The sequence below is a fragment of the Rhodococcus sp. H36-A4 genome (assembly GCF_027158005.1).
Lineage (GTDB): Bacteria > Actinomycetota > Actinomycetes > Mycobacteriales > Mycobacteriaceae > Rhodococcoides.
Genome location: NZ_JAPVLQ010000003.1, coordinates 114,148 through 130,889, shown reverse-complemented (window position 1 = coordinate 130,889; position 16,742 = coordinate 114,148). Strand labels below are relative to the sequence as shown.

Genomic DNA, 16,742 nt, shown 5'->3' with positions numbered 1-16,742 from the left:
AGCGACATCGCCAACATTCGTATTGCCGGAGCACCGATTTCGTGGGGCGTCTGCGAGGTACCCGGCTGGGGTTACCAAATGGCCGCCGAGCAAGTTCTACGCGAGATGCGCGACGCCGGGCTGACCGCAACCGAGGTCGGGCCCGAAGGTTTTCTGCCGATGGACCCAGGTGAACTTTCGGCGACACTGGAACGACATCATCTCGAGTGCGTCGGTGGATTCGCACCGGTGTTGCTGCATCACGCTCAGCACGACCCGGTTCCTGGGATTACCCCGCTGCTCGACGCGTTCGTCACCTCCCGCGCCGAGGTACTCGTCCTGGCTGCCGCGACCGGCATGGACGGCTACGACTCGCGCCCTGAGCTCGATGATGCACAGTGGGACACATTGCTCGACAACCTCGACCGTATGCAAGAAGCGGGTGCCGAGCGCGGGGTTCGTGTCGTTCTGCATCCGCATGTGGGCACGGTCGTCGAGAAGCGAGAGGAAGTCCACCGGGTGTTGGAAGGCTCGGCGATTCCGTTGTGTCTCGACACAGGTCACCTTCTGATCGGTGGCATAGATCCCCTCGAACTCGTCGAGCAGCATACGAACCGCATCACGCATGCCCACGTCAAGGATGTCGACTCCGCACTCGCGGCTCGGGTCCGCGGCGGTGAGCTCACCTATACCGACGCTGTCGCCGAGGGGATGTACACCCGGTTGGGTACCGGTGACGTCGATATCGCCGGAGTCGTCAATTGCTTGCTCGACGCCGAATACGAAGGGTGGTTCGTGCTGGAGCAGGACACCATCCTCGCGTCCGAACCTACCGATGCCGGTCCGGTCGCCGAAGCGATCGCCGGCGTCCGGTATCTGCGGAGCGTCGTCGACTCGCGCAGGCGGCCCGGTCACCGTGTCGCATACCGCGCGGGAGCAGGATCTTGACCAGCTCGACGAATGAGGAGACCTGGGCCTTCGACGTGCTCGCCATCGGACGCTGCGGTGTGGACCTATACCCGTTGCAAACCGGAGTCGGCCTCGAGCACGTCGAGACGTTCGGTAAATTTCTCGGTGGTAGTGCCGCGAACGTCTCGGTTGCGGCCGCGCGTCTGGGTTCGACAACTGCGCTCATCTCCGGAGTCGGCAACGATCCCTTCGGACGGTTCGTCTCCGCTGAACTTGCTCGTTTGGGCGTCGACAATCGCTACGTCGTCACCGACCACTTGCTCGCCACCCCGGTGACGTTCTGTGAGATCTTCCCTCCCGAGAATTTTCCGCTGTATTTCTATCGCAAACCCTCGGCCCCGGACCTGCAAATTCGGCCCGGGGACATCGACTGTGCCCTCGTGGCGAATGCACGTCTCTTCTGGTCCACCGTGACCGGCCTGGCCGAAGAGCCCAGCCGCAGTGCACACTTCACCGCTTTCGAGGCACGAGGTCGGGCACCGTTGACGGTCCTCGATCTCGACTATCGACCGATGTTCTGGGAGTCACCCGCGGCAGCAACCGAGCAGGTACAGCGAGCGCTCCTCCAGGTCACCGTTGCCGTCGGCAACACCGAAGAGTGCGAGATCGCCGTCGGCGAAACCGATCCGCACAAGGCTGCGGATGCACTGCTCGACCTCGGTGTCGAATTGGCCGTCGTCAAGCAGGGGCCCAAGGGCGTTCTCGGCAAGACCAAGTCGCAGACGGTGAGAGTTCCGCCGTACTTCGTCGACGTCGTCAACGGTCTCGGCGCCGGTGACAGTTTCGGTGGGTCACTCTGCCACGGGCTCCTCGCAGGCTGGCCGCTGCAGAAGATTCTTCGCTATGCCAACGCGGCCGGAGCTATCGTCGCTTCGCGTCTCGAATGCTCCACCGCGATGCCCACCGCGATCGAGGTCGCTGCGCTCGCCGCGGTAGCCGCTGCCGCCGAGTCTCTCGATGTCTGAGCGCGTCCGGTCCCCCGGTTCGATATCTACCGCCACTACATATGCGGTGGTCAACGATACTCGCGCACTGATAGTGGTGAGATGACAGATGAATTCCGAGTACTACATCGCCGCGGGTACCGGCGGCCACGGTGACTTCGATGTCGTCGTGACACCGAAATCTGCGGGGTGGACGGAGTCCAGTCTGTGGATCTTGAATCTCGCTGCAGGACGATCCGTGGAACTGCTATCCAAGCACGACGAGATCCTGATCGTGCCGCTGGCAGGTTCGGCCGCAGTGACCAGTGACGGCACCACATTCGAACTGCGGGGCCGACGTTCGGTGTTCGACGGGCCCACAGATTTCGTCTACGTCGGCATCGGCTCCTCGTACTCCGTCTCCAGCGTCGATGGTGGGCGTTTTGCACTGTGCGGCGCGCGTGCCGCGTACAAGCTGCCGTTTCGCTACGTTCCCGCGGCGGAGGTTCCGGTGGAACTGCGCGGGGCCGGAAACTGCAGCCGTCAGGTGCACAACTTCGGCACGGTGGAGGCCCTCGATGCTGATTCGATCATCGCGTGCGAGGTCATCACTCCGGGCGGGAACTGGTCCTCGTACCCGGGCCACAAGCACGATGAGAACACCGCCGAAGAGTCCGCTCTGGAAGAGATCTACTACTTCGAAATCGCCGAAGGCCTCAGCGGCAGTAACGGATTCGGCTACCACCGCGTCTACGGCACCACCGATCGTCCAATCGAGGTCCTCGAAGAGGTTCGCACCGGTGATGTCGTGTTGGTACCGCACGGATACCACGGCCCGTCGGTCGCTGCGCCGGGTTACGACATGTACTACCTCAACGTCATGGCCGGGGCAGGTGTCGAGCGTGCCTGGAAGATCGTCGACGATCCCGAACACGCGTGGATCCGAGGCACCTGGGCCGACCGAGCCGTCGACAGTCGCCTCCCACTGCCAAGCCTGACACCCCGCACCGCATCCGAAGGAGTATGACCGTGGTGCCCACTGCGCCGATCTCCGCGAACAAGTGTGACAACACCGAAGGGACGGTTCGCCTCACGGTGAGCCAGGCCGTGGTGAAGTTCCTGGTGAACCAGTTCGTCGAGCGCGACGGCCACCACACCAGATTCTTCGCAGGCGCGTTCGGCATTTTCGGGCACGGCAACGTCGCCGGGCTCGGACAGGCATTGCTGCAAGCCGAGATCGATGCCGCCGAAGCCGGCACCGAATCGGAACTGCCCTACGTCCTCGGCCGAAACGAGCAGGCCATGGTGCACAGCGCCGTCGCCTATGCACGTCAGAAGGACCGCCTGCAGACGTGGGCCGTCACCGCCAGCGTCGGGCCGGGTTCGACCAACATGCTCACCGGGGCTGCTCTCGCGACGATCAATCGACTTCCCGTGTTGCTGCTCCCCGCAGACACTTTCGCGACGCGGGTCAGCGCGCCGGTACTGCAGGAGCTCGAACTCCCGTCCAGCGGTGACATCACCGTCAACGACGCATTCAAACCACTGTCTCGATACTTCGACCGCGTCTGGCGACCGGAGCAGTTGCCGAGCGCACTGCTCGGCGCGATGCGGGTACTCACCGATCCGGTCGAGACAGGTGCAGCCACCGTTGTTATTCCACAAGACGTTGCGGCCGAGGCGTTCGATTGGCCCGAGTCTCTGTTTGCGCCGCGCACCTGGCACATCCGACGACCATTGCCGGAAGTGTCGGTCATCGCCCGCGCCGCCGAGCTGATCCGCACGGCCGAAAGACCGTTGATCGTGGCCGGCGGAGGCGTCGTCTACTCCGGGGCAACCGACGCACTCGCTGCATTCTGCGAGCAGACCGGTATCCCGGTGGGCCAGAGCCAAGCAGGTAAAGGGTCGTTGCGGTACGACCACCCACAGTCCGTCGGCGCCATCGGGTCCACCGGCACGACCGCCGCCAACGCGTTGGCCACCGAGGCTGACGTGGTCATCGGAATCGGCACGCGGTACAGCGATTTCACGAGCGCGTCGCGAACCGCGTTCAACAATCCGAACATCTCCTTCATCAACATCAACGTTGCATCCATGGACTCGGTCAAACAGGGCGCACTCTCGGTGGTCTCCGACGCTCGCGAAGCACTCGAAGCCCTCACGGGTGCACTGGACGACTACGAGGTGACGAGCGAATATCGCACTCGGACAACCACATTGAACGAGGAATGGAACGCAACGGTCGATTCGGCCTACCGGATCGACGATCCGACCGCACCGCTGAACCAGAGTCAGGTCATCGGTCTGACGAACGCATCGTCCGGACCTTCGGATGTGGTCGTCTGTGCCGCAGGCTCGATACCCGGCGATCTGCACAAGCTCTGGCGCGTCCGCGACCCCAAGGGATACCACGTGGAATACGGCTTCTCGTGCATGGGATACGAGATCGCCGGCGGTATCGGAGCAAAAATGGCCGAACCGAACCGCGACGTCTTCGTCATGGTTGGCGACGGTTCGTACCTGATGATGGCAACCGAGTTGGTCACCGCCGTTCAGGAGGGCATCAAGATCATCGTGATCCTGGTGCAGAATCATGGGTTCGCGTCCATCGGTTCGTTGTCGGAATCGCTCGGCTCTCAGCGATTCGGGACCGCGTACCGCTATCGCGGCGAACAGGGTCGTCGAGGTGGCGGTGTGCTCCCGGTGGATCTCGCGGCGAACGCGGCAAGCTTGGGCGTCGAGGTGACGCGCGTGCAGAACTCCGTCGAGTTCTCCGTCGCGATCGAGGCAGCCAAGGCAAGCGAGAGAACCACCGTCATCCACGTCGAGACCGACCCACTTGTCGCCTCCCCCGATTCCGAATCCTGGTGGGATGTTCCGGTCAGTGCCACCTCGACACTCGAGTCGACTCGAGCCGCATACGCAACCTACGAGAAATGGAAGAAGATTCAGCGCCCTTTCCTCCGACCGTCAGGAAACTGACCCGGCGCAATCGATGCAGCGGTGAACACTAGCGGGGCATTCGGTGGGTCGGCGCTGGTTCGCCGATCGGAGCGCATACGGTGGTTCGCGATGAGAACGATCCTCCGGGTGTCCGCTGCCCTCGCCACGACCGCTGCCCTGTTCGCCACGAGCAGCCCTGCCCTCGCGCAGCCTGTCGGCGAGCCTCCGGCTGTCACGACTACTCCGTTCGCGACGCCGAGCACCGACGACTGCCCGTTTGTCACGTCACCGCCTCCGGCAATCGACCTCTCCGAGGTACCGAAGCCAGGTGAGACTGTTCCCGCCCCGCGACCCGTCCCTGCCGACCCGGTCGGTGGCTCACAACTGGGCCGATGTGGAACGATCACCCCGGACGACGCTCCTCCGCTTCCCGCCGATATTTCCGCAACCGGGTGGGTGCTCTCGGATCTCGATTCCGGCGACGTGATCGCTGCGAAGGACCCACACGGCCGCTATCGTCCCGCGAGCACCATCAAAATCCTGTTGGCACTGGTGGCGCTGGACGAACTCGACCTCGACAAGGTCGTCGTCGCGACAGCCGAGGACGCCAATGCCGAAGGTAGCGCAGTCGGAATCGGCAAAGACGGCGTCTACAGCAACTTTCAGCTGATGCAAGGTCTCGTGATGGCCTCGGGCAACGACGCGGCTCACGCTCTGGCGACCCAACTGGGTGGTGACGCCGCGGCGGTGGAAAAGATGAACGCGCTCGCCGAGTCGCTGGGCGCGCTGGACACGCACACTGCAACCCCGTCCGGCCTCGACGCACCAGGGATGTCCAGTTCTGCCTACGACCTCGCCTTGTTCTTCCGTGCCGCACTGGAAAATCCGACCTTCGCTGCGCTCATCTCGACCGAGACCGTTCAATTCCCAGGATTCCCCAAGGACCCCAGCATCCCGGATGATCAAGACCGCCCGGGTTTCATCCTGTCCAACGACAATCAGCTTCTCTACAACTACGAAGGCGCTCTCGGCGGTAAGACCGGCTATACCGATGACGCTCGGCAAACGTTCGTCGGTGGTGCACAGAAAGACGGGAGACGGTTGGCGGTGACGATCATGAAGGGCGACGTCCTGCCCATCCGGCCCTGGGAGCAAGCGGCACGCCTGTTGGACTACGGATTCGCACTCCCCCCAGGAACAAGTGTCGGCACGCTGGTGGAGCCTGATTCGGTCGGCGACGTTACGAGCACCCGAGCCACCGCCCCGGTCCCTGCGCTTGCTGTTCCCCCTGCGGATGCTGGGTCGATCGCCCGTGCTTCCGCTCTGGAAACGAGCGGCGACACGGCAATCCGGGTTGGCATCGGTGCGATCGGACTACTCGTAGTGCTCGGGCTGATGCTGGGGGCGCGTCAACTCAACCGGCGCCGATGAGGCCGGCCGTCATTTACGACGGCCGAACAATCCGGTAAGTCCTATCGCAGCGAGTGCTCCCGCACCGACGAGCGCGATGCCGCCTTTGAGGGACGGGCCGTCGCTGACCTCGACGCGGGTGGTGATGACCGCCGAGTCCGGCGGCGGCACGAATGCCATAGCCATACTTTCGTTCGTGGTCGCCGAGAATGCAGTAGCGAACAGCACGAACCGTGACGTCGTGAAGACGAATACGAGTAAACCGATGATGGGACCGAACACCACACCGGCAGGCCCGCTGGTCACAGATGCCAAATAGATGGCCGCTATCTGCTTGAAGATCTCGAAACCGATGGCAGCCAGCAGCCCGCCCATCAAGGCGCTACGAAACGGCACCGGCTCCCGTGGCAGACGCGAGATCACCCAGGTGAACAGGCCCCACGTCGCAACGAGCGCCAACAGCACCGACACGACCCGTAGGAAGATTCCGACACCGGGCACACTGTCGAGCTTGAAGAACTCGAGCAGGCTCCGCATCACCGACCCGCCATTGAGCGCCGACAAACCGAGCGAGACGACGATAGCCAGACCGAGACCGAAGAGCGCCGCCAGATCTTTCAACTTGGTAGCGACGAAACCGTCCTGCTCGCGTTGACTCTCCCACATCGCAGTCAGCGCAGCTCGAAGCTTCGCAACCCAACCCAGCCCCGCGTACAACGCGCCCAGAAGACCGATGATGCCGACGCTTGCGCGCGACTCGATCGCTGACTCGATCAGCGAATTGATGGTCTCGCCCAAGCTGCCCGGAATACTCTCCGATATCTGGGTACTGATGCTGTTCAGCCATTCCGGATGCCCCACCAGGACGAAGCCGGCTATCGCGAACGCAACCATGAGTAGCGGGAACAGCGCAAGCACACTGAAGTACGTCATTCCGGCGGCATAATAGTCGCCCATTTGTGCTTGATAACGCTGTGCGGCCCTGACCGTGTGGTCGAGCCACGGCCACTTGTCCCGGCGTTCCTGCAGTATTGCTGTGAAGTCGGGAACGACAATCACCCTCTCGCCTGTCTCTGACCTGCTCGGTGCTCCCGAAGCGGTTACGAGCGCGGAGTCAGGAACCCCACTCGGTCGTACACCTGAGCCAATGTCCGTGAAGCTACCTCCCTGGCCCGATCCGCGCCGTCTGCGAGGATTCGGTCCAACTCGGCAATATCGGACATATACCCATCGACCCGAGCTTTAAGCGGCGTGACGAACTCGCTGAGCACTTCTGCCGTATCCGACTTCAGGTCGCCGTAGCCCTTGCCCTGGTAACTCTCCACGAGGTCGTCCACGGATCGACCCCCCAGCGCTGACTGAATGACCAGCAAATTGCTGACGCCGGCCTTCTTCTCCGGGTCGAATGCGATCTCGCGCTCGTTGTCGGTGACTGCCGAACGAATCTTCTTCGCCGACACAGCCGGGTCGTCGAGCATGTTGACGATGCCCGCAGGATTGGAACCGGACTTGCTCATCTTGGCCGTCGGTTCCTGCAAATCGAAGATCTTGGCCGTGCCCTTGATGATGTGAGCATCCGGCACCACGAAGGTCTTCTTGAACCGGGTGTTGAAACGCTGTGCCAGATCTCTCGTCAGTTCGAGGTGTTGACGCTGATCCTCCCCTACCGGAACGAGATTGGGTCGGTAGAGCAGCACGTCGGCTGCCATGAGAACCGGATACGTGAACAATCCGACAGTCGTCTGATCACGTCCCTGCTTGGCGGACTTGTCCTTGAACTGAGTCATTCGGCCGGCTTCACCGAAACCGGTGATGCAATTGAGTACCCACGCAAGCTGAGCGTGCTCGGGCACCTGACTTTGCACGAACAAGGTGGATCGCGTCGGATCGATCCCCACTGCCAACAATTGCGCAGCAGCAATCCGAATCCGCTGGCGCAACACCTTCGGGTCCTGCGGAACGGTGATGGCGTGCAGATCCGGAATGAAGTAAAAAGCGTCGTAATCGTCTTGGAGCGCCACCCACTGACGTACTGCCCCCAGGTAGTTGCCGAGATGGAACGAATCGGCAGTCGGCTGGATTCCGGACAGGACGCGCTGTCGCGGACCTTGCGGTGTATCGGTGGTGGCGGGGGCAGACATGGTCACGATCTTTTCATGTGGTGACAACCGAATTTCGCGCAGGTTCTAGCGGTAGCGAACGGTGACCGGGGCGTGGTCGGACCAACGCTGGTCGTACGCCTCGGCGCGTTCGGTGACAGCGTCCTTGGTGCGCTCGGCCAGCGACGGCGTTGCCAACTGGTAGTCGATCCGCCAGCCCGCGTCGTTGTCGAATGCCTTGCCGCGATACGACCACCAGCTGTACGGGCCCTCTACCTCGGGGTTGAGCTCGCGCACGACGTCGGTCCACGGGGACGTCGGGGCAAGGAGGGCAGCCACCCACTCGCGCTCTTCGGGCAGGAATCCGGACTTCTTCCGATTGGTCTTCCACGCTTTGATATCGAGCTCGGTGGGCGCGATGTTCCAGTCTCCGCATACGACGACATCACGGTCCTCGGCGATCGCGGACGTCGCCGTCTTCGCAAGATATTTCGCGAAGACGGCCATGAAACGTTCCTTTTCGTCCTGACGCTCGGTTCCGACCTCACCGGACGGCAGGTACAGACTTGCCACCGTCACATCGGAAAAGTCCGCTTCGATGTAGCGGCCGGAATCCTCGAACTCCTCTGCGCCGATCCCGACGCGAACGGCGTCCGGAGGGGTACGCGAGAGGATGGCCACACCGTTACGGCCTTTGGTCGACGGTTCTGCCGAGGCCAGATGCCAGCCACTGTCCAATGCTGGTGCCAGCGCCTTGGTCAACTCGCCGTCGTTCGCACGGGTCTCCTGCAGACAGATCACGTCGGCTTCGGTCGCCACCAACCATGGCAACATTCCTTTTCGCGTGGCAGCACGAACTCCGTTGACATTGACTGTGGATACGGTGATAGGCACGTGGGGCACCGTATCCGAGCCCTGCGACACTCCACGTCACCGCCACCATCGCTTCACATACCGACGGTCTTCGCGAGGTATTTCTCGAGAAACCGCAACGGCCAACGGCAGCTCGTGAAACTACACTCGAACACATGCACAGGATCTTCACTACGAGCTTCGCGTCCGTGTATCCGCTGTATGTGAAGAAGTTGGAACGCAAGGGGCGCAACAAAGCTGAACTCGACGAGGTGATCGAGTGGCTGACCGGTTTCGACGACGCCGCGTTGAACGCGCATCTGGCCGCCGAAACGACGTTCGAGGACTTCTTCGCCGACGCGGAGATCAACCCTGGTACGTCACTGATCACCGGCAAGGTATGCGGGGTGCGCGTCGAAGAAGTCGAGGATGCACTGATGCAGAAGATCCGTTTTCTCGACAAGTTGGTCGACGAGTTGGCGAAGGGTCGGCCGATGGAGAAGGTTCTACGGGCATAGTTCGGTTCTACGGGCATAGTTCGACGCTTCGAGATGTCACCGGACTGCGTGGTCTGTGCACTGTCGTTGCGGTTGTTCGGTCAGTATGCGACGGGCCCTAGCGTCGGCCAAATTTCGTTCGTTCCAGCTCGACAGGTGACACCACATCGACGACGAATGGGTTTTCGGCGTTAGTATTGAGCAGCGCCCAACGCACATTACGGAGGTACCATGGCTACCCTGCGTATCGAGCATTCCATCACCGACTTCGACACCTGGAACGACGCCTTCGGGCGGTTCGCGGAGCGGCGCAAAGATGGCGGCGTACTTGCCGAGAAAATCATGCAGCCCATCGACGACCCTCACTACGTGTTCATCGACCTCGAGTTCGCCACTGTCGAAGCCGCGCAGCGCTTTCAGCAGTTCCTGGAGACTCAGGTATGGCCGGATCCGGCCAAGTCTCCTGCACTCGAGGGAAGCCCACGAGCACGCGTGGCGGACATCGCGCCTGTCTGAGCCGAGAAACTCGGGTCCTCGGTGGTTGTTCTAAGGAACGATCCATGAGACGTCGCCAGACTGCCGCCACACATGCTGGCCAGGAGTACATCCTCCGGCGTTTGTGGGACAGCGGCGGTGGGCATATTTTGCTGTGCGCCGTGGGACTTGGTGACCGAACTCGCGCACACACTCACTGCAGTGGAACCGTCAGCAGCAATCAGCGTGTCGAAGCCTCACCACGCAGGGCATAGTTCGACGCTTCGAGATGTCACCGGACTGCATGGTCTGTGCACTGTCGTTGCCGTTGTTCGGTCAGTATGCGACGGGCATTGTCCTCGGCCAGATTCCATTCATTCCAACTCGACTCCGCTGCGACGGCTCTGCCGATCGCGCAACTGCGATACGGCTCGTCGAGTCGGTCGAGCTCTTCGGTGGCGTCAGCGGACAGACGTGAAAGATATGCCGTGTCGATCTTTCCCGTCTGCTCGAAGCGATCGACGTTCTGTCGGGCGATATATGCGTCGGGGCTGATCACTGCCAACGCGAGGACGGCTTCGGTCGCCTCCAACCACGGGAGCATTCCTTTTACGCGTGGCAGCACGAATACCGTTGACGTTGACTGTGGATACGGTGATAGGCGCGCCACGCACGTTAGCTGTTCGCCTTTCGGTACAAATTCGAAGATGTCGCATCCGATCGAGTTGCGGGCGTCGACGATTCGCGGTCATGGCGTACAGACTCCCGTGGATCGACACCACCACCATGACAACAACAACGATGGCCGCTCCGGTCAACACCAGAGCAGCGGACACAAGCGTCAGCGCGACGCCGTGGTAGGCGGTGCACAGCCCTTGCGGCGAGCTGCGTCGCCGATCAAGTGGGCTCGATGTTGCGGTGATCGAATCAACCCGCTGCTCACGGCATTCCGACGACGAGTTGCATGGCTATTGCCGCAGCCACCACGAGCGGTCCACGAAGCAATTGACGAAGGATATCGACTGGAATCTGACCGACTGGCGTCTCCAAGATCAGACCGCCGTAATCGAGCGGGGGCCGACTCGTAGATCGATAGAGCGCCAGCAAAGCAACGACGGGGATTACCGCTACTGCGAGCACGGAAGTGTGCCAGAGGATCGGCAAGCACGCCACGAAGACGATCGAGACCGCTGCCGCAGGCACCACGAGGTGTGCCAGTCTGATACCGACGTCGCTACCACCCAGAAGTGCGCGAAAGGCGCTCGACGCATTCACATCTCGCAGTCCTCCCCCGAACCTGCTGGCCACTGCCACCGCAGACAGGAGCACCACAGCCGGTAGCGTCACCGGGCCGACAATCGGACCGATCACATATGGCAGAGCGCCCAGGAGGACGAGTAACCGCACCGAGCCGTGATCCCGACGTACACGCCAGGTGTCTGCTTCGATCAGCGCTTTGAGTCCGCCCCAGCGGAATCTCCGCGATCGCACGGCACCGATGAGGCGCCACTTGCGGGATGTCACGACCGCGGACAGCACCGAGGTATCGATCATGATCATCGACACCGACAGGGCGGTGGCGAGGTCCGATCCGGTGCTGAGGGCGACGAGATTCAACCGGTGAAGGCAGCGCGCACCGAGTGCCACCCCGATCACCGAAACGACAGCGGCACTCGATGCGAAAACGAGCACCACCAGGGAGGGAATCGTTGGAACCAAGACGAAAGACAATGCACAGCACACTGTTCCGACCACGACAACAATGAGGATAGCCGCACGATACAGAGAGTCCGCGCGCCGGTCCAGCTGTCGAACGACCCCGAACCCCACTACTCCGGCACCCAGCGCGGCACCGACGAGTCCGCACCACCACCACGGCACCGAAATTGCGGTGACCAGGGTCGACACACGGACGAGCAGTAACCCTGCGATCGCACCGGCAGCAGTCGTCGCCGCGAATCGAGGTGCCAAAAGTGCTCTGCGAGAGACCGGAGAGGAGAACAGCCAGTGTCGGTTCGTGGGGTCGATTGCGATGGGACCGAGGGTCGCCACCGCCTTCATCAACGCCGCAAACGCGATCGCGGTGATGCCTAAACCGAACTCGATCTCGATTTTCCCCGCCCCGCCCGGCATGAAGCCGAAGGCAGCCAGGGCCCCCGATTCGCGGCTGATAAGCCACCAAATCAAGCCGGTGCCGACGAAGATCGGAAGACCCCACACCGCCAGTTGATCCCCGAGCTCCACCGACTGCTTCTCGCGGCGCCACCTGCGAATGCGACGGCGAATCGCCGTCGCGGACGGGTGCGTTCGCGCAAGCTCTATCGTGGCCATGAGTCACCGTCCACAGTCGTATCGGCTACGGCGTCGACGAGCCCGTGGTCGTGCGAGGCCATCACAACGATGCATCCTGCTTGTTTTTCCCGCACGAGCACGGATGCGAGCCACTCCTTGCCGGCGGCGTCGAGGCGCTGTTCCGGCTCGTCCAGTACGAGCATTCTGCGGGGCCTCACGAAGGCCGACCCCAATGCAAGGCGGCGTTTCTGGCCGCTGGACAGGGTGTTCGGCAGTTGGTCTCCGGCCCGACGAAGTCCCACTGCCTCCAGGATCTCGGTGGCAACCTCGAACGCATTGGTAGCGCCGTGGGCAGCCGCGACCAACTGCAGATGTTCGCTGACCGACAGATGGGGGAAGGTGCCCGGGTCGTCGAGAACCGACGCTACCTGGGCTCGGAAAACCGGCGAGGATTCGTCGACGACGTCGTCGAACAGTGAGATCGTTCCCTCGTCGAGTCGGTCCGCTCCCGCAATACATCGCAAAAGAGTTGTCTTACCCGAACCGTTGGACCCGACGATGGCGCAGGCGCTGCCCTCGTCGACGTTGAAACTGATGCCGTCGAATACGGTCAGCGAGCCGAAACGCCTGGTGGCGTCTTTGATGTGAAGCATGTCCAATTCTCCCGTGGAATTCCTCGCAGGTGCAGAGCGCGAAAGAGTGGGAGAACTCGATTACTTAGAGCGCCCCCACCACGAGACCGGGTGCGCGCGGCATCGGCCGACCAGCTTCGTCAGGTCGATGCTGCCTGCGGAAAGATCCGCGAAGACGACTTTGCTGGTTGCCTGGACCATGATCGGTCCGCATAAGCGATTGGACGAGACCGTGCCGACCCGAGATCACCACGACGGTGATGACAACCGCTGCGAGCATGATTCCGAAGGCCGCGGTAAATGCAGAATCTTGGACCGCGACGAGAATCATCTGTAGAACGAGGTAGGTCGCAACGAGATTGACGAACTTCATTGCTATCCCCTTCCTCGATTACCGTGAACAGGTTTACCGTACCGCATGGTCTGCACATGCTCGGTTCGGTTGTTCGATCTGAATTCGACGGGCCTGTGAGTCGGCAAAATTCCATTCGTTCCAACTCCGCTGCGCTCCTACCGCGTTGCCGATCGCGCAACTGCGGTACGGCTCGTCGAGTCGGTCGAGTTCTTCGGTGGCGTCAGCGGACAGACGTGAAAGATATGCCGTGTCGATCTTCCCCGTCTGCTCGAAGCGATCTACGTTCTGCCGGGCGATATATGCGTCGGGGTTGATCACTGCCAACGCAAGAACGGTCAGAACTGCACTTCCCACAACCGCGCGGGGTAGCCATCGGCCGGACATCGAAACTCCGGTGGCCATCAGGAGGACGAACACCGATCCGAGCCACAATTCCACCGCGGTGACGAACACTCGCAGTGTCGTGTATCCGTATTGCTGTTCGTACAGAGACATGCGATGAAGTGCCGATCCGACGATCACCAAGGACAGTGCGCAGAGCACGCCGAGCAGCAGACGCAGTGCGAGGCGGTCGGATCCGGACACGCGGGACGCCTTTCGGATCGTGACCGCAAGCACCAGCAAAGTCAGTACCGTCACCGCGAGAAGCTGCCAGAACCCCTGGCGCGCATATTCGGCGTTCGTCAATCCGTCTGTGGTCCTGACGTGCGCTTGCCCACCGAACAGGGTTCGAAGCTGAACGAAGACGAACATCGTGAACAGAACGACCAACGATCCCAGCGGGACAGTCCACTCCCACAGCCGGAGTGATCCCGCACTCGGCCGAGCCAGAGCATCGAAGCGGGGCGGATTGGCTACGACGTACGACACCGCAAGTGTCCCCGCGGCAACCAGTGCGAAGAGGAGAATCCGGGTGAACCCGCTGTCGAGTCGCACTGTCGGCGTCGCGCTGGACAGGACGTCGGCGAACTGCGGGTCGGCTCCGGCGAAAAGACCTGCGAAGACGAGGAACAGGACGGCCGTCGTAGCTGCGACGCGAAACACTCGACCAGGTGCAAGTCCTCTCATGTCGATCCTTCGCGATCCGCGGGTGCACCAACGCAGCACTCGGGCAGGCACCAGCAAGGGAATCAGTGCACCGAGAGCGACGCCTGTCCACGTCCACGAGCGGGATAGTACGACCCCAGCGACGAGCACGGCCATTACGACGGCGAGCGTCACTAGCCACTCCGCAGCACGGAAAGCGGCGATCGAACTCAGGGCAACGACTCCCACAGCACCGACCAGCTGCCACCGGGTCGGTGCACCCTTCGATGCACGTAGTGCCGCAAAGATGATTGCTACGGCAGTGATGGGGTAGCCGATCCCGCGATCACCGAGAACGACCGCACCGATGCACCCGACGACCAGCGCGCCGATCAAGACACTGCGCGGGGCTGCCGCGTAACGTCGTGCCGGCCAGACTCGGCCCGGCCACAGGGACCAGTTCTGCTTTGTCACAACATCTTCGGGTTTGTCTACGATGATCACGAGAAGACCTCTTTCTATAGCAGGCATGACAGATCTCCGCAGCACGGGTAAGCCGCGGTGGTGGTGAGTTGATGTCCGTTTCAGTTACAAGGAATGGATACCCGGATATGGCATCCAGGGCTACGATCGAGCACTTCGATTGTGCCGCCGTGTAATTCGGTCGCCCAGCGGGCGATCGTCAGACCCAGCCCGGTGCCGCCATCGGTGGAACCACCGCGAGTGAACCGGTCGAACACCCTCGATCGTTCTTCGGGTGCGATACCCGGGCCGTCGTCGACCACGTCGAACAGAAGATTGCCACCGACCTGCCGAACCGAGAGGGCAACGTCCGCTCCCGACGACGCGTGCCGAACGGCATTGTCCACCAGGTTGTTCACGACCTGGGTCAGTCGAGCTTTGTCGGCAACGATCGACAGAGTCGGCGGCACCACGTCGATGTGCACGCGGGGCTGCCCCTTCGTCGTGTCCGACAGGAAGTCGTACACGCCGAAGAGTTCCTCGTGGAGGGTGAGTACGCCTGCTTCCAACCGTGACAGGTCGAGTAGCTCGGTCACGAGGTCACCGAGCTTCTCCGTCTGTCGCAGTGCAACGGACAGGGTTGCCGGATCGGGTTCACTGACCCCATCGACGAGGTTTTCCAGTACCGCTCGCAACGCTGCGATAGGGGTTTTCAGCTCGTGCGAGACGTTCCCGATCAGCTCTCGCCGATACTTCTCGGCTGCTTCGAGATCTGTCGACATCGTGTTGAAGGCTGTAGCGAGCTGCCCGATCTCGTCCCGTGAGGTAGCGCGTACCCGTCTCGAATAGTCTCCTCGCGCCATCGCCCCCGCAGCCACGGTCATATCTCGCAACGGCGAGGTCATCCCATGTGCCACAACCTGCGTCGCCACCAACGAGATGACAAGTGCTGCCAGCAACGCATAACGAAACTGCCACCCGGCCCCGAACCAGAACGTGATGCTGGCCGCCGCCAGCACCAAACCCACGATCAAGGACACCTTCAACTTGAACGAACCAAGCGGATCGAGCGGGCGCGGCAACCTACGTGTCATCGACACCAAGGCGTTGCCCACGGAGGTCATCGCGGCACCTCCAACGCGTATCCGACGCCGTGCACGGTTCTGATGAGGGCTCCACCGAGCTTGCGTCGCAGGGCCTTCACATGACTGTCGACGGTACGGCTACTCGCCGAGTCCTCCCATCCCCACAACTCTGCCAGCAGCGTGTCACGACCGACGGCGGTCCGGGGGCGAGAGGCAAGGTACGTCAGAATGTCGAATTCGGTTCGTGTCAGATGAATTTCACCGTCGGCGCCCGATACTCGGCGTGCATCGTGATCGATCCGAATGGAACCGATATGCGTGGGAGCGGATCCATCGACCATCACGCGCTCCGAGCGCCGGACGAGCGCGTGAACGCGGGCAACCAGCTCGCGCATGCTGAAGGGCTTCGACAAGTAGTCGTCCGCACCGACACCCAAGCCGACCAACATGTCGGTCTCGTCGGACTTCGCGGTGAGCATCAGGACCGGCACCGAACGCTGTGCTTGAATTCGCCGACACACCTCGAGCCCGTCGAAGCCTGGAAGCATCACATCGAGCACCACCACATCGGGCCGAGTTCTCGCGCACACCTCTACTGCGGTGGGACCGTCAGCAGCCGTCACGACGTCGAAGCCCTCACCACGCAGGCGCGCGGCAAGAGCGTCGGAGATAGTCGGTTCGTCATCGACGACCAGGACTGTGCGGTTCATGCCCCTGACCCTAGAGGTCGGCTATGGAGGGGAA

At 62.1% G+C, this 16,742-nt stretch carries 17 protein-coding genes; 7 read left to right on the top strand and 10 right to left on the bottom strand.

Going from position 1 to position 16,742, the window contains the following annotated elements:
* Positions 1-6 precede the first annotated feature (6 nt).
* From O1W68_RS09685 to O1W68_RS09665, 5 genes are all read left to right on the top strand, one after another.
* The gene (locus O1W68_RS09685; RefSeq protein WP_269303710.1) at positions 7-927 is read left to right on the top strand and encodes a sugar phosphate isomerase/epimerase family protein; all 921 of its coding nucleotides are present in this window, start codon (positions 7-9) and stop codon (positions 925-927) included.
* Positions 924-1,913: a 5-dehydro-2-deoxygluconokinase gene (gene iolC / locus O1W68_RS09680; RefSeq protein ID WP_269303108.1), complete on the top strand. Its 990-nt coding sequence runs from the start codon at positions 924-926 to the stop codon at positions 1,911-1,913. Before O1W68_RS09685 ends, iolC begins: the two co-directional genes overlap by 4 nt.
* Positions 1,914-2,001: 88 nt before the next feature.
* Entirely contained in the window at positions 2,002-2,898 is an 897-nt protein-coding gene (gene iolB / locus O1W68_RS09675) for a 5-deoxy-glucuronate isomerase (protein ID WP_269303106.1), read from the top strand.
* A gap of 2 nt (positions 2,899-2,900) precedes the next feature.
* Positions 2,901-4,853 (top strand): 3D-(3,5/4)-trihydroxycyclohexane-1,2-dione acylhydrolase (decyclizing), encoded by a 1,953-nt coding sequence (gene iolD, locus O1W68_RS09670; protein WP_269303709.1) that lies wholly within the window; start codon positions 2,901-2,903, stop codon positions 4,851-4,853.
* Between the two features lie 90 nt (positions 4,854-4,943).
* Complete coding sequence (locus tag O1W68_RS09665; protein ID WP_269303104.1) at positions 4,944-6,245, top strand: D-alanyl-D-alanine carboxypeptidase family protein; 1,302 nt, start codon at positions 4,944-4,946, stop codon at positions 6,243-6,245.
* Between the two features lie 9 nt (positions 6,246-6,254).
* Here the strand turns inward: O1W68_RS09665 and yhjD are convergent, their stop codons facing one another.
* The 3 genes from yhjD to O1W68_RS09650 are packed head-to-tail and all read right to left on the bottom strand — an operon-like array spanning position 6,255 to position 9,157.
* Complete coding sequence (yhjD, locus tag O1W68_RS09660) at positions 6,255-7,283, bottom strand: inner membrane protein YhjD (protein WP_269303102.1); 1,029 nt, start codon at positions 7,281-7,283, stop codon at positions 6,255-6,257.
* 41 nt (positions 7,284-7,324) lie between these two features.
* Positions 7,325-8,365 (bottom strand): tryptophan--tRNA ligase, encoded by a 1,041-nt coding sequence (trpS, locus tag O1W68_RS09655; protein ID WP_269303100.1) that lies wholly within the window; start codon positions 8,363-8,365, stop codon positions 7,325-7,327.
* Positions 8,366-8,410: 45 nt separating this feature from the next.
* Complete coding sequence (locus O1W68_RS09650) at positions 8,411-9,157, bottom strand: exodeoxyribonuclease III (RefSeq protein WP_442972338.1); 747 nt, start codon at positions 9,155-9,157, stop codon at positions 8,411-8,413.
* A 194-nt stretch (positions 9,158-9,351) separates the two neighbouring features.
* Here O1W68_RS09650 and O1W68_RS09645 point away from each other — a divergent pair, with 194 nt between their 5' ends.
* Positions 9,352-9,693: a DUF2200 domain-containing protein gene (locus O1W68_RS09645; protein ID WP_269303097.1), complete on the top strand. Its 342-nt coding sequence runs from the start codon at positions 9,352-9,354 to the stop codon at positions 9,691-9,693.
* A 210-nt stretch (positions 9,694-9,903) separates the two neighbouring features.
* Positions 9,904-10,188: a hypothetical protein gene (locus tag O1W68_RS09640; protein WP_269303095.1), complete on the top strand. Its 285-nt coding sequence runs from the start codon at positions 9,904-9,906 to the stop codon at positions 10,186-10,188.
* Positions 10,189-10,438: 250 nt separating this feature from the next.
* On the opposite strand, the gene O1W68_RS09635 is transcribed toward O1W68_RS09640, so the two are convergent.
* From O1W68_RS09635 to O1W68_RS09605, 7 genes are all read right to left on the bottom strand, one after another.
* Positions 10,439-10,738, bottom strand: a complete 300-nt coding sequence (locus O1W68_RS09635) for a DUF4153 domain-containing protein (protein WP_269303094.1) — start codon at positions 10,736-10,738, stop codon at positions 10,439-10,441.
* Between the two features lie 347 nt (positions 10,739-11,085).
* Complete coding sequence (locus tag O1W68_RS09630; RefSeq protein WP_269303092.1) at positions 11,086-12,477, bottom strand: DUF6297 family protein; 1,392 nt, start codon at positions 12,475-12,477, stop codon at positions 11,086-11,088.
* Positions 12,465-13,091: an ABC transporter ATP-binding protein gene (locus O1W68_RS09625; RefSeq protein ID WP_186626969.1), complete on the bottom strand. Its 627-nt coding sequence runs from the start codon at positions 13,089-13,091 to the stop codon at positions 12,465-12,467. Before O1W68_RS09625 ends, O1W68_RS09630 begins: the two co-directional genes overlap by 13 nt.
* 64 nt (positions 13,092-13,155) lie before the next feature.
* The gene (locus O1W68_RS09620; RefSeq protein ID WP_269303090.1) at positions 13,156-13,443 is read right to left on the bottom strand and encodes a DUF6412 domain-containing protein; all 288 of its coding nucleotides are present in this window, start codon (positions 13,441-13,443) and stop codon (positions 13,156-13,158) included.
* 33 nt (positions 13,444-13,476) lie between these two features.
* Positions 13,477-14,982, bottom strand: coding sequence for a DUF4153 domain-containing protein (locus O1W68_RS09615; RefSeq protein ID WP_269303088.1), 1,506 nt, complete (start codon positions 14,980-14,982; stop codon positions 13,477-13,479).
* Between the two features lie 53 nt (positions 14,983-15,035).
* Positions 15,036-16,037 (bottom strand): HAMP domain-containing sensor histidine kinase, encoded by a 1,002-nt coding sequence (locus tag O1W68_RS09610; protein WP_269303087.1) that lies wholly within the window; start codon positions 16,035-16,037, stop codon positions 15,036-15,038.
* Positions 16,034-16,708: a response regulator transcription factor gene (locus O1W68_RS09605; protein ID WP_269303084.1), complete on the bottom strand. Its 675-nt coding sequence runs from the start codon at positions 16,706-16,708 to the stop codon at positions 16,034-16,036. The genes O1W68_RS09610 and O1W68_RS09605 overlap by 4 nt, the downstream gene beginning before the upstream one ends.
* Positions 16,709-16,742: the final 34 nt, after the last annotated feature.